Source organism: Calothrix sp. CCY 0018 (assembly GCF_963920925.1).
Taxonomy (GTDB): domain Bacteria; phylum Cyanobacteriota; class Cyanobacteriia; order Cyanobacteriales; family Nostocaceae; genus Rivularia.
In genome coordinates this window covers 102,293-115,759 of the sequence record NZ_CAWUDI010000029.1, presented here as the reverse complement: position 1 = coordinate 115,759, position 13,467 = coordinate 102,293, and the positions used below count along the sequence as shown (strand labels likewise).

At 37.6% G+C, this 13,467-nt stretch carries 9 protein-coding genes; 3 read left to right on the top strand and 6 right to left on the bottom strand.

What is annotated here, in order from left to right; genetic code table 11:
- Nucleotides 1-531: 531 nt before the first annotated feature.
- Nucleotides 532-1,299 (bottom strand): ABC transporter ATP-binding protein, encoded by a 768-nt coding sequence (locus ACM03V_RS21015; protein WP_414622742.1) that lies wholly within the window; start codon nt 1,297-1,299, stop codon nt 532-534.
- A 126-nt stretch (nt 1,300-1,425) separates the two neighbouring features.
- Nucleotides 1,426-2,676: an FtsX-like permease family protein gene (locus tag ACM03V_RS21010; RefSeq protein ID WP_414622741.1), complete on the bottom strand. Its 1,251-nt coding sequence runs from the start codon at nt 2,674-2,676 to the stop codon at nt 1,426-1,428.
- 931 nt (nt 2,677-3,607) lie between these two features.
- Between ACM03V_RS21010 and ACM03V_RS21005 the strand changes: the two genes are divergently transcribed.
- The 3 genes from ACM03V_RS21005 to ACM03V_RS20995 all read left to right on the top strand — a co-directional run bounded on the left by ACM03V_RS21005 (nt 3,608) and on the right by ACM03V_RS20995 (nt 7,487).
- Nucleotides 3,608-5,305, top strand: coding sequence for a GH3 auxin-responsive promoter family protein (locus ACM03V_RS21005; RefSeq protein WP_414622740.1), 1,698 nt, complete (start codon nt 3,608-3,610; stop codon nt 5,303-5,305).
- A 272-nt stretch (nt 5,306-5,577) separates the two neighbouring features.
- Nucleotides 5,578-6,552: a cupin-like domain-containing protein gene (locus ACM03V_RS21000; RefSeq protein ID WP_414622739.1), complete on the top strand. Its 975-nt coding sequence runs from the start codon at nt 5,578-5,580 to the stop codon at nt 6,550-6,552.
- Nucleotides 6,553-6,725: 173 nt separating this feature from the next.
- Nucleotides 6,726-7,487 carry an aspartyl/asparaginyl beta-hydroxylase domain-containing protein gene (locus ACM03V_RS20995; RefSeq protein WP_414622738.1) on the top strand — a complete coding sequence of 254 codons (762 nt, stop codon included), beginning with the start codon at nt 6,726-6,728 and terminating at the stop codon, nt 7,485-7,487.
- A gap of 150 nt (nt 7,488-7,637) precedes the next feature.
- On the opposite strand, the gene ACM03V_RS20990 is transcribed toward ACM03V_RS20995, so the two are convergent.
- From ACM03V_RS20990 to ACM03V_RS20975, 4 genes are all read right to left on the bottom strand, one after another.
- Complete coding sequence (locus ACM03V_RS20990; protein ID WP_414622737.1) at nt 7,638-8,891, bottom strand: CapA family protein; 1,254 nt, start codon at nt 8,889-8,891, stop codon at nt 7,638-7,640.
- Complete coding sequence (locus ACM03V_RS20985) at nt 8,866-10,068, bottom strand: MFS transporter (RefSeq protein ID WP_414622736.1); 1,203 nt, start codon at nt 10,066-10,068, stop codon at nt 8,866-8,868. The genes ACM03V_RS20990 and ACM03V_RS20985 overlap by 26 nt, the downstream gene beginning before the upstream one ends.
- Nucleotides 10,069-10,503: 435 nt before the next feature.
- Complete coding sequence (locus ACM03V_RS20980; RefSeq protein WP_414622735.1) at nt 10,504-11,796, bottom strand: class I SAM-dependent methyltransferase; 1,293 nt, start codon at nt 11,794-11,796, stop codon at nt 10,504-10,506.
- Between the two features lie 129 nt (nt 11,797-11,925).
- Nucleotides 11,926-12,759, bottom strand: a complete 834-nt coding sequence (locus ACM03V_RS20975; RefSeq protein ID WP_414622734.1) for an acyl-CoA desaturase — start codon at nt 12,757-12,759, stop codon at nt 11,926-11,928.
- Nucleotides 12,760-13,467 lie beyond the last annotated feature (708 nt).

Genomic DNA, 13,467 nt, shown 5'->3' with positions numbered 1-13,467 from the left:
ACATCTTTATTATTGGTATTTCATAATATCTCAAATACCAATGTTGGGTTACGACACGATAATCATCAATTCACGTTGCCTACTTAAATTATTTTCGTGTCTAACCCAACCTACAATTAAATTTTGTTTATAGGGGATTAATTACCAACTACCAATTACCAATTACAAATAATTTTCAGTTGGTAGTTGGTAGGTTGGGTTAGGCGCACGAAGAATGGTAGTTTTTGACTAGATATTAATCTATGCGCCGTAACCCAACATCTTTATTATTGGTATTTCATAATATCTCAAATACCAATGTTGGGTTACGACACGATAATCATCAATTCACGTTGCCTACTTAAATTATTTTCGTGTCTAACCCAACCTACATCTTTATTATTGGTATTTCATAATATCTCAAATACCAATGTTGGGTTACGACACGATAATCATCAATTCACGTTGCCTACTTAAATTATTTTCGTGTCTAACCCAACCTACAATTAAATTTTGTTTATAGGGGATTAATTACCAACTACCAATTACCAATTACAAATAATTTTCAGTAATTACACCATCTTCTAAAAATGCTACATTATCGGCGAAACTTTGAATTCTTGAATCGTGAGTTACCATGACAACGGTGCTTCCACCTTCTTTGGCTAAATTGCATAGTAGCTCGATTACGGCTTGCCCGTTGTGAGAATCAAGTGCGGCGGTTGGCTCATCTGCCATAATTAACTTGGGATTACCAGCTAAGGCACGCGCGATCGCAATTCTTTGTTTTTGCCCGCCAGATAAATCGCGAGGAAGCAAGTTGGCTTTATTTGCTAATCCCACCATATCTAATAGCTCTAGAGCCTGGTTAGTGGCGGATTTTCCCTTAACACCTTTAATTTCTAAAGCAACTTGGACGTTTTCTACTGCATTTAAAGCGCCAAAAAGGTTAAAGCCTTGAAAAATAAACCCAATATTATCTCTTCTAAATTGAGATAATTTTTTACGAGACATCCGTGTAATTTCCTCTCCTAAAAGATTCACTTTTCCAGAAGTAGGAGTCAAAATCCCTGCCAGAATTGATAGTAAAGTGGTTTTTCCGGAGCCAGAATGTCCCATCAACAATTGGATAGTACCGCGAGGAATATCTAAATCAATTCCTTTGAGTGCTACATAACGCTGTTTGCCAGATTGATATACCATTTCTACTCCTCTGGCAGAAATAGCAGAAGTTTTCAATTTACTTACATCAATAGACTTTGAGTCATTCCAACTGTCAATTCTGGAAGTCACTATACATCGATTTTGAGAAATAGTCATTTATTTAGGGTGAGGATATTGATTTTTAGGCTTTGTGTAAGGAGAAGCGTAAATTTACTTATAGATTTTCGGTATGAGAATAAAATAATTAACTCTAAAGATAGAGAACTGCAATCGTGTGACAGTCTATGCTTTGAATACGATCGCCGGATCGACTTTACTGACTTTCTGAATTGCAAATAAAGCAGAACCAACACACATCAAAACGGTTATGCCAAATACTCCCACGGCTGTTAGTGGAGTAATTAAAATCACAATTCCTTGAGTTGCTAAAGTCCAAGCACCCAGCCCGTAGCAAAGCAGCATTCCCGGTATGTAGCCAAGAATCGCCATCCACAGGGCTTGCTCGATAATTACGCCGTATATCACCCTATTTGACGCTCCCATTGCTTTGAGTGTTCCAAATTCTTTTATATGGTCGGCGACAGCTGAGTATAGTATTTGACCAACTATTACGACTCCCACAATTACCCCAACTCCGGCACCCAATCCCAAAATAAATCCGATTCCCGTAGACTGCTGCCAATAAATGCGTATCTTTTGAGACAATTCTTTCGTTGTATATGCTTTAGTTTCTGGGAAGGTGGCTTCTAAACGTTTTTTAAGTTGTCGGATATTTTGACCTCTCTGTGCTTGAATTAGTACGTAAGAAATGGGCGTGTTTAAGCTCAGTTTGGGTGGTGGCTCGTTAGCTGACTGCTGCTTCTTCGCATCGACATCTTTTTCATAAACGTTGCGACACTGAAGTTGTTCTCCAACCCAGGTACAGTTAACGTTGGTGGTGACGCTGGCGTTTGCGTAGGCATTTGCAGTTTCTAAGGAAGTAAATATAAAAGAACTCGAAACAACTGATTGAGTATTTTGGGTTAAGCCAACTACCTGTACTGGTAATGAGCCAATTTGAGCGCTATCTCCAATTTTTTTGATTTTGAGAGACTTTAAATTGCTTTTATCAACGATTGCGGTATAAGGGTTGCTCAGAGACTTTACGTTACCTTTAACCATATCTCCAGGAACGAATAATCTTCCATTAGGTGGAAATCCGTAGACTTTAACTACATTTAATTTACCGTTGGGAACATTCCACCTAGCCGTACCTTGAAGCAAAGCTTCGGCTCGTCTTACACCTTCAACTTTTCTAGCTCTGACGGCATAATCGAATATAAGTGGTTGCGTAAGTTCGAGCTGCACCATCTTGTCGGATGCTAGCCAGATATCGGCTCTGGAATTTTCTACTAAAGTTGTGGTAGAGCGAATCACACCGTTGAATACCCCAGTTTGAATAGTCACCAAGCTGACAGCAAACATAATTCCTGCCTGAGCTACTAAAAAGCGGGGAATATCTTCAAACAGGTTTTTACGAGCAATAGAAACCATTGATTACACGATCGTTGAGAGAGTTTACTTATTAAGGCAACTTACCTTCACTTGTTAACTGACGCAAAATTAAGCAGAAATCGTTCCTTTTTATTATTAGGGGTAGCGCTTAAGGTTTATGGAAGAAAACGCAAATCGGGTTTAAGGAATATCTATCAAAGATCAATCAAACTACTGCCGCGATCGCGAACAGTGTATAATACAAATGTTCTTGATGCTGAATAAAAGTTTTCTAAAAAGTTTGCTGAGCCTGCTTTTAAGTAGTGCTATAGTAAGGGTTTTAAGATCGAGAAGGCAAATAAGAGTAGGGAAAGAGTAAATTGATTGCCCGCTAAAACCAACTATAGAAATGAACCTCCTGCTAATTTCTAGCTGTCAAATAATCAAAATTATCCCACCGCAAATAAATCAGAATATAGAAAACCAGATTTAAAATTATCCCGACCTATTATTCTAAGAATAGAACAATTTAAAATCGTGAATATAAAATTTAAAATGAGCGGGAGCATTATACTTATTGATTTTCTATTCTGGTTTTAAGCCGAGAGCTAAATAGTTTAAGCTATGGAACCTTTTGATAGAGATAAAGTCTACCAGATAAAATATTCCATCCTCGGCAGTTCGATGTCAATCTCAAATCCCTACATTCATTTGATTGACTATTTAGATAAATTCCCAAACCAGATATGATATCCCATGATTGAAGCCGATTTATATCCATACACATGTACATTCTTAATTGGTACTTACAACATCATAAATATTTCTTGTGTAAGTGACTTCTCTCGACAGACTGGAGTGTGAGTAGTAATATTTTTTCACTCCGAAGCTGGTGTCGCAGTATTTTCCTAACTTTAGTTAGTTTTAAATAGTTTTGTAAAGTCGCTTCAACGATTGTTCATGTTTCCTTAATAATTTGTGTGAGGATTAAATGTTAAATTTCGCTCTAACTCTATTAACTAGTGCCGCAAGACTATCTAAAGCAAATTTTGTCCGTAAGACTCGAAAAACGGCAATTTGTCAAGATAAATTTTTGTTTTCACTGCTAAAAACTCATCAACAAACTCAATTTGGTAGAGATTATGGTTTTGAAGATATCAAAAACATAGAGCAGTTTAAAGAAAGAATTCCGATTCTTACTTATAGCGGTTACGAAAAATACGTTGAGCGCATCGCACGAGGGGAGCAAAATATTCTCACTTCAGATCCAGTTGTTTACTTTAATCAAAGCAGTGGCTCTACAGGAAAACAAAAACTGATTCCGGTAACAAAAAGAGTGCGTAAAGTACGTTCCAGGGTAACTCAGCAATCTTTGGGATTCATGGTAGATGCTGCAATCAAAAAGGGTTTACCGATTGGTAAAATGCTGCTGACTACCTCCATACAAATTCGCGATCGCACTAGTGGAGGTATCGCTTATGGCACTTCTAGTGTAGGGGATTTACGCAATATGGATTTTCTCTACAGACAAGTGTTTGTCCATCCTTACGATGCCTTGAAGCCAGCAGATAGTACGGCTCGTAATTATGTTTGCTTATTATTTGCGTTGCGAAATCCTCAAATGCGAGTGATTGGGGCGAATTTTCCAATTTTGGCGCTACAGCTAGCTGACTATTTACAGCGTTATGCAGAAGATTTTATTCAAGATTTGGAAACTGGAAAGATAGCTTCTTGGTTGAAATTAGAACCCGATGTACGTGAAGCATTAGAAAAGCAGTGGAGTGCAGCACCCCAAAGAGCGGCTGAATTACGCTCAATTTTGAAAAGTGAGGAAACGCTGACACCTATAATGGCTTGGAAGAATCTTTCCTGGATAATTACTGCTCGCGGTGGTACTTCCGACTTCTATTTTGAAAGGTTTAATCAATATTTTGGCGATACTCCAATTTTTGGAGGAATTTATGCAGCTTCGGAAGCAACTTTTGGTATTTACGAAGACTTTAATAGCGACGGTACTATTTTAGCGATTGATAGCGGCTTCTTTGAATTTATTCCCTCGGATGAATGGGAAAAAGCACAGCCTAAAACTGTTTTAGCTCATCAAGTTGAAGTAGGGAAAAACTACCGGATTGTTGTTACCAATTATAGCGGTTTATATCGTTACGATATTGGTGATGTAGTTGAAATTGTCGGCTTTTACGAACAAGCTCCCATAATTGTATTTCGTCATCGCATGGGAGGATTGTTATCTGCTACCAGCGAAAAAACTAATGAATTTCATGCCACTCAAGTTTTGCAGCAATTACAACAAGAATTTGATTTGCCTTTAGCAAACTACTGCATAACTTTATCTGAAAATGAAATTCCTCCCCACTATTTATTAAATATTGAACTGCTTCCTAACCATCCTCTAAATAACCCAGAGAAATTTTTAGCTGAATTCGATCTAAAAATGCAGCAAGCAAACGTATCTTATGAAGACAAGCGGCGTAATAATATACTACCCCAGCCTCGTCTACGTATTTTAGCTCCGGGAAGTTTTGCTACAGTGCGTCAGCGGCTTTTACAGAAAGGAATACCCGATTCCCACCTCAAAATTCCTCATATCAATGAAGATAGAAAATTTCTTGCAGGATTAGATATCGAGCAAGAAGTTAAATTATCGCAGTTGGAAGAAGTAAGTAAATAATAATTAAATAATTAAAAATTAATTAAGTTCAATTTTGTACAAGACATAGAGATAGAAATTGTGTAAATCTATAAGTAATTGGTAAAGAATGCTAATTGTTATTCATGCTACCAATGACCTTTAGGTAACAATCGATATTGCTTAGTATTGCTGTTGAATCCTTTGTACTTTAACGGTATGAAATACCAATAGTTGATTTTTTGGTTGCTAGCTAAGGTAAATAAACCTTTCGATTAATTTTATTTAACCTTACTTAACAAATTCATAAAGAGATGAAGACACCTTTAGAAGAAAAATATCTATCCGAATTAGACAATGCGCTGCTAACAGTTGCAAGAATTGATGGAACTAATTTGACATCAAAAATATTTGCTGACAAATATCGAAAAGATGGTATTCCGGTAGTAATCACTGGTTTACTAGATTCCATGAATAATTGGGATTTAGATTTTCTGCGTGAAAAATTAGGAAACCAAGAATTTCCAGTTCGTTTCAACGGATGGGAAAGATATAAGAAAGAGAAGAATGCGTGGAACAATATTGGTAGTGGTGTTGAATCGCGCACTCTTTCTTTCAATGAATATGCCGATTTACTATCATCTAAAGAAGCCCATAAAAACGACATTTATCTTGGCAGATGCGCTTTAAAAAAAACACCACTTGCCGATACGCCAGCACTTACAGAAGCCGATACAAAACTTGGTTTAAAAATGCCAGGTACAAGCCCTAACCTGTGGGTATGCCCTGGAAGTCACATCACTCCTTTGCATTATGACCCCCTCGATGGTACCTTAATACAGATTCATGGTGAAAAACGACTTCTGCTGTTTCCGCCATCTCAAACCTATAATCTTTATCCACTATCATTGTTTAATTATTTACGTCATGGTTTGAAGCTGCGAGCTAATTACTCTCAGGTATATCCCGAAAAAGCAGATTTAGAAAAATTTCCCAAATTTGAAAAAACACTTGCCCATCGTTATGAAGTGATTCTCAAACAAGGTGAAATTCTATTTATTCCTGCGGGATGGTGGCATGAAGTAACTTCTTTAGGTGATGGAGTTGTCTGCTCAATCAATCGTTTTTGGCACGTTTTACCTTTAACAAGAGCGGCAACTTCTTGGAATAAATGGCGCTTACATCTTGGTGCTTTAATGGCTGCCCCTTATGTTATCAAAACCTGGTTAGCTGCCATCTTTAGTAAAGATAGAGAACAAAAACTGCGTGATTTGGCGCAAAGACTTTAATTAGTTAGGAGTTAGGAGTTAGGAACTGGGAGTTGGGAGTTATAAGATTTTAACAACAGATGTATTTATGTTGGATTAAATATCTTCCCAATGCCCAATTATCAATTATCAATTACCAATTACCAATTACCTATTACCTAAATAAATAATTTAAATTTTATATATTTACAAATATGCAAAACTTATCGAAGATAGCTGTTAAGCAATTAGAGAAATTACTAACTAAAGATGGTTGGTTGGAAAGGTTAATCGCTAAAAATTCTTTGGTTGGCGATTCTGTTTTTTTTGAAAATGAGCAGTTTCCTTGGAGCAAGGATTTAGAAGCTAACTGGATGGTGATTCGTAAAGAATTGGAAGCAGTGCTGGAAAGGGTAGACGATTTACCGAATTTTCAGGATATTTCTAAGCGTCAATCTCGAATTGCTAACGATAATCGCTGGAAAACCTATTTCTTTTACGCTTTCGGTTTTAAAGCTACTAAAAATTGCGAAAGATGCCCGGAAACTACTAAATTGCTCGAACAAATACCGGGAATGAAAGTAGCATTTTTCTCGATTCTTGCTCCTGGTAAACATATTCCTAGACATCGCGGTAAGCTTAAGACTTTGATTCGCTATCATTTAGGTTTAATTGTTCCACAACCTAAAGAAAATTGTAAAATTCAAGTAGCAGATGAAATTAAATATTGGGAAGAAGGTAAAAGCTTAATTTTTGACGATACTTTTTACCATGAAGTTTGGAATGATACGGATGGCTACCGTGTCGTTTTATTCTTAGATATTGCTCGCCCTTTAAAATTTCCGCTTTCTTTTGTTAGCTCCTTAGCTAATAAGTTTATTACTGCAACTCCTATAGTTAAAGATGCTAAAGCTAGCCATAAAGCTTGGGAAGATAAGTTTGAAGCTAAGGATAAATCTAAGGAATTGGTTTCTTAGAGGATGTTTTACAAGTATCCGGCGGTTGAAACCGCTGCTACACAGGGCAAAGTCCACCTCCGTGGACTAATTAATTCAGAACCCGCGCAGGCGGGTTTTGCCTGTGTAGCAGTGACTTCTAGTCGCCAGATAAAGTAGCTTTTCAATCATCTATCTACGAGCAAACCGTCTTTTTTTACGAAATAATCTTGATATACCCAGCCATAAAATTATTCCTACGGCTGATAATGCTAGTAAAAGCATCCATAACGGTTTGGGTAGCATCAAATTATAAATCAAATCATCAAAGATATTTTTTGGTATAGCAGCAGTAGCCGGATTGATAACCCCAATATCTCCGACGATATCCATTTTGGTTTTTAACGCTAAACTTCTTTGTTGAATCTCTTTTAAAATCTTTTTACTTCTTTCTCCTTTTAATAAAAAAGGTTGTGCTAATTCTTGATTTTCTCCAGCTACTGGCAGAATTTCAATTCTTTTAATTTGATTAGAAGTTAAAATAAATTTAGCTAAAAAATTATCCGTCCAAAATGGATGATTGTGACCGAAAATTAAATTACCCAAACAGTAAATTATGGGTTTATTCTTGTAAATTTCTATTCCTTGGGGAAAATGAGGATGGTGCCCCAGAATAATATCAGCACCAGAATCTATGGATTTATGCGCTAAACTGCGAACCCAAAATGGTGGCTTTTTACTGTCATTAAGTCCCCAGTGAAAGGATAATATGACATAATCAACTTTTGGACGTAATTTTTGAATATCTTCTTTAATTAAAGATAAATCTGTAGGCATGACACCAGCACGATTCGGCTTTGCATAACTCGTATCGCCGGAGTTTTCTGACATAGTATAAGCAAGAAAACCCAAACGGATGCCGTTTTTTTCGCTGATATATGGCAGTCTCGCTGAAGCTAAATCTTTACCGCTACCAACAGCAGGTAAACCAACTTGAGATAAACTTGTTAAAGTATCTTTTAAACCTGCAACTCCAGCATCAAGGGCGTGGTTGTTAGCTGTAGAAACAACGTCAACTCCAGTCCATTTTAATCCTGCGGCAAAAGCAGTTGGTGCTAAAAAAGCACCTTTTCTCTCAGCAGTATCTGATAAGGGAGCTTCTAAATTAACAAAAGCAATATCGGCTTCTTCTAATACAGGTTTGATTTTTTGAAATGGATAGCGTGCTTCTTCCTGTTTTGATGCAAAATTTAGATTGTATCGAATAATTTGCTGGTGGAATAAACTTTCTTTCGCCATTCTCGACCATTCTACATCCCCACCAGCTAGTAAAGTAACTTGAGATTGTGGTTGCGCGATCGCAATTGCAGGGGAATTGACAAAGAAGATTATTGTTGTAATTAAAGCTATTTTAAAAAGTTTACCGATCGTATTTGGCTTTTTCAAGTGCTTTACCTTGCTGAATGCTTAAAAAAGTAGTTATTAAAGCTACTCCCGCTCCTACAAAAAATACTCCAATTCCGGCATTTTTCCAAACAGGCCCCAAGAAAATCGGCGAGAAAAATTGTCCTAAATTACTAGCTCCGGTACCAATTGCTAAAATGCTCGAACGTACTTCTTTTGGGGTAGATTTGGATAAAGCATCGTATAGGTTGGGCATGACAATACCGAATCCCATGCCGAAAACAATTGCTGTGGGCAAAATCAAATAAAGCGGCTTCACGAAAGGTATAGTAATCAGCGTTACTGACATCAATATAAATCCTATTGCTATAGCCTTGGCGCTTCCCAAACGTTTCGCTAACTTACTGGCACCCACGGCAGAGATTACAGCCGCACCAATTGCTCGCGAGGCTAAAATTGCTCCATTCACCGCTGTATCGGCTCCGATTGTCTCTTTAAAATGTAGGGGAGCGTAGATAATCACTACATAAAAGATGGCAGATGTCAAAGCTAAAGCTGTAAACAAGGTTATGGTACTTGGAGTTTTCAAACTTTCAATTAATTTATCTTTTTGACCTATATTTAATGATGAAGCACCTTGACGTTTGCGCTTTGGTAATAATAGATATGCCATCAACGCCGCCGGTAAAGCTAAAGCGTACATAGCAAATGTAAATCGCCAATTGTATTTACCAAGTAAACCGCCGACAAGGGGAAAAATAATGCTGGCGATCGCCAATGCACTGGTTGTATAGCCTAAAATCCGGGTTCGCTTCTCTCCTTCGTACATACTGCTGAGAATACCAATACTCGCAGCTGCAATTCCCCCGCTGGCAGCCCCTAACAAAGCTCGCGATATTAATAAAGGCGTAAAGCTGTTTGCAAAAGCCCCAGCCGTACCAAAAATTGCGTAGCAAACAAGTGATGGAATTAGCACTTTTGCTTTACCAATACGGTCAGATAATATGCCAAAAATTGGACTAAATAAGAAGATTGTTAAACAGTGCATACTAACCAGAATACCCGACCACCGGGGGTCAATTAAAAGTTGATCTTTAACCTCTGGCATCACTGGTGCTACTACGCTTCCCGTCATAGTAGTTAAGCTACCGCAAGCAAGTAATACTAGTAATATTGGGATCTGTTTGCGAGTTTCTCTAGTTAGAAGCGAGCTAGACATATAAATAAAAAATCCTTAATTTTGTTTTGGATCGAAAAGGTATTAAAACTAACTTCTAAAAAATTCCCTGCTTTCGGTATTCTTTTTTAATTAATGGTTTTTTATTTGAAAAGAAGTAAATTAACAATATCAGGTTATAGCAAGTAGAATAAACTAATTTATTGACGATGAATAGGCAAATTCCATCGCAAAATCCCCTCCGAGAAAATAGTTGGAGGGGGTTTGTACTTTATATTTTGAATGGTTTAAAGGCTTAACTGTTCCGCTTTATTTATAATGATGCGTTGTGTGGAGCGACAACACAACGGAAGTTTTGCGGGAAGAGAATCTACACCCTTCGGGTTCAGCAGTCGCTCATGGGGGAAACCCCCAAGTTCGCGCTGCTTCACCGCAAACTGCCTCCCCGACGTTACAAGTTTTCAAGTGGCACAACCTTTAAGAAAAAATCAAAGGAATATCCAATGGCCACTGTTTACCTTTGTAAAATAATATTTGATGAAGGTGTAAACTACCGTATCGAAATGAAGCTTCAAAGGATTGCAAGTAGAGATACCACATCCGCAAGAATCGCTCATCATAGGTTGTCTCCAATGATGCAATTTTTTCTCGGTTTTGAGTAAAATTCTCTGCCCAATGCTTCATAGTTTCGGCATAGTGAGCCTTAAGATTTTCACAATGGGCTACTGGTAGTTTTGCTAACCGCAGCTCTCTCATTAATTCGTGAAGCTGTGGTGCATAGCCGCCTGGGAAAATATATTTATCACTCCAAGCTCCGTTTCGTTCATTACTTTCGGTGACAATTGTGTGCAGAAAACCGATCCCATTGGGAATTAAAAGTTCTGATGCTTTCTGCATGAATGTCGCAAAACTTTTTTTGCCAACTGCCTCAAACATGGCGATGCTGACAAATTTATCGTATTGCCCTTCTACCTCTCGATAATCCGCAATCTCGATTTTAATTTGATCGCTTAAACCTTTTTGTTCGATTCTTTGTTTGGCTAATGCAGCTTGCTCTACGCTTAGAGTAATACCAGTTCCAGAAACGCCATAGTTTTCCGCCGCATAAATCAGCATTCCACCCCATCCGCAACCAATGTCAATCAAAGATTCTCCCGGTTGCAATGCCAGCTTTTTACAAATTAATTCGTATTTTTGCAGCTGCATTTGTTCGAGGGTATCAGTTTCTTTCTTCTGATAACCACAGGAGTAAGTCATTGTTGGATCGAGAAAATACTGATAGAAATCGTTGCCTACATCGTAGTGATGCTGGACGTTTTTACGACTATTTTGGATGTTAGTGGGAACAGTTCGCAAACGTTGAGTAATTACCTTTATCAATAAAGGAATTGTTACCCGTTGGTTGGCTTTCGAGTATACGTTACTGCGATAAAACAAGCCGATCAGTTCAACAATATTATCGTTTTCCTCATCCCACCAGCCTTCCATGTAAGCTTCGCAAAACCCAAGTGCGCCAAATGCCAAAGCGCGATCGTAAGTATCGGGGTTATATATTTTTAAAGTTAGAGCTTGAGAAGATTCTTCACCAAAATGAAAAGCTGTACCAGATGGATTGATAACTGTTAGATTGCCTTCTTTAATTAAACTGAAAAGCTGATATAAATAGCGTTCTCCACTAGGTAGCTTAGAAATAATATTGCTCCAATTCTGGTTTGAAGGAGTGATTTTTTCTTGTGTTTTTTGTAAACTTGGCGCTTTAGTTTGTGTCATATATTTAGCGTTCCTACGATTTGAGAAGCAAAGGATTAAGAAATAGTCTATTTTTATTTTATTAGTTTGTAGTAAAAACTTTAGTCCTTGGATTTAGAGCTAAAGCCCTTACTACGAACCTTTTAATAATTACTTTTGTGGAAGCTTTACATTAGTTGCCAACCCTAAAAATTGTAGCAACCTAATCGTCATCCAAGTCATGTCAATTTCCCACCATTTCAAACCATGACGAGCAGAATATTGAAAAGCATGGTGATTATTGTGCCAACCTTCACCAAAAGTTAGCAGAGCAACCCACCAACAATTAGTAGAGCGATCGTTTGTATCTTGATTGCGATAGCCGATGGTATGACAAACACTGTTGACGAACATCGTAGAGTGAATTCCGACAAACAAGCGTACAAAAATTCCCCAAACGACAAAAGGCGATCCCCCAAGCAAATACAACACAATTGCTAATGCAACTTGCAACTCTATATAATAACGATGGCAGAAACGATAAAATGCGTCATCAGCAATATCTTTTGTCATGCGTGGAAGTTCCGGCTGAGCGGGAACCGTGTGCATTAACCAATTGATGTGACTCCACCAAAAACCTTCATTAGGCGTATGAGGATCTCCTTGTTCATCGGAATGCAAATGATGTACTCGGTGATATCCAACCCAGCCAAATACACCGCCTTGAAGAGCCAAAGTACCGCACAAAATTAGAAAATACTCCAGCCATTTAGGAAGTTGTAAGCTGCGATGAGTTGCCAAACGATGAAATCCAAAAGCAATTCCCAAACCAATAGTCATCCAGTGTAATAAGACTGCAACCCCTACAGCAGCCCAGCTAAAATTACTGGGTAAGAATGCTAATAATACTGCTAGATGAAGTATGACAGTAAAAATAATCACCTTCAATCGCGGAGAAGGTGGATTTAATTGAGGTAACGAAACTGGAGATAAATTGGTCGTCATGAATTTTTTTGCCCTACACCTATTTAAAGATAAAAGATAATTTTTCTGTCAGACTGAAATTTGAGAATTGAAGGCTTTAATTACCGATATATTTTTACGTTTTTATTGTGATTTTTGATACATTACTTTTCTATCGCGGCACAAATTATAACTGTTAGACGTTTATTTGGTCAAGAAAATCTCCATCTACAATCTTTTGTTTTTCTTAAGTTCATCGATCGCTAATCTTGGCATTTTTAGATTACTGCGACCTAACTTCTTGTCTAGCTGGCAATTGGACTACTTTAGGGTAATAATGAATTAAAAAAATGCATCAGAAAGCGAGAAAAAAATATCAATTTATTGTTTATATATTAGACATCTCCGGTTAGGAAAAAGACCTCTCTCCAAACCTCTCTCCTGCGAGGAGAGAGGCTTTAAACCCCACTTCCCTCGCAGGGAAGGGGGGTAGGGGGGTTAGGTTTTCAACTGTAGTGAATGTTTTCCGGAGATGTCTATTGGTATTACAGATTAGTGTTACAACATTATTGATGGATTTGTTCCCAGAAATGTTTCCTTAAATTCAATAAATCAAATATTGTGGTCAGAGACTACTGAATTTTTTATCATATATCTATGTATCCCATTTCGTCAGTATTTAAACGTTTTTTTTGAAATCCGAGTTTGAGGCTTTTATACTGTCCTTAGAAGTTAAAGTTTAATTAAGAG

Bases quoted from the DNA above. Each gene is read 5' to 3' on its own strand.
- ACM03V_RS21015 (WP_414622742.1), bottom strand. From the start codon at position 1,299: ATGACTATTTCTCAAAATCGATGTATAGTGACTTCCAGAATTGACAGT.
- ACM03V_RS20975 (WP_414622734.1), bottom strand. From the start codon at position 12,759: ATGACGACCAATTTATCTCCAGTTTCGTTACCTCAATTAAATCCACCT.
- ACM03V_RS21005 (WP_414622740.1), top strand. From the start codon at position 3,608: ATGTTAAATTTCGCTCTAACTCTATTAACTAGTGCCGCAAGACTATCT.
- ACM03V_RS20980 (WP_414622735.1), bottom strand. From the start codon at position 11,796: ATGACACAAACTAAAGCGCCAAGTTTACAAAAAACACAAGAAAAAATC.
- ACM03V_RS21000 (WP_414622739.1), top strand. From the start codon at position 5,578: ATGAAGACACCTTTAGAAGAAAAATATCTATCCGAATTAGACAATGCG.
- ACM03V_RS20995 (WP_414622738.1), top strand. From the start codon at position 6,726: ATGCAAAACTTATCGAAGATAGCTGTTAAGCAATTAGAGAAATTACTA.
- ACM03V_RS20985 (WP_414622736.1), bottom strand. From the start codon at position 10,068: ATGTCTAGCTCGCTTCTAACTAGAGAAACTCGCAAACAGATCCCAATA.
- ACM03V_RS21010 (WP_414622741.1), bottom strand. From the start codon at position 2,676: ATGGTTTCTATTGCTCGTAAAAACCTGTTTGAAGATATTCCCCGCTTT.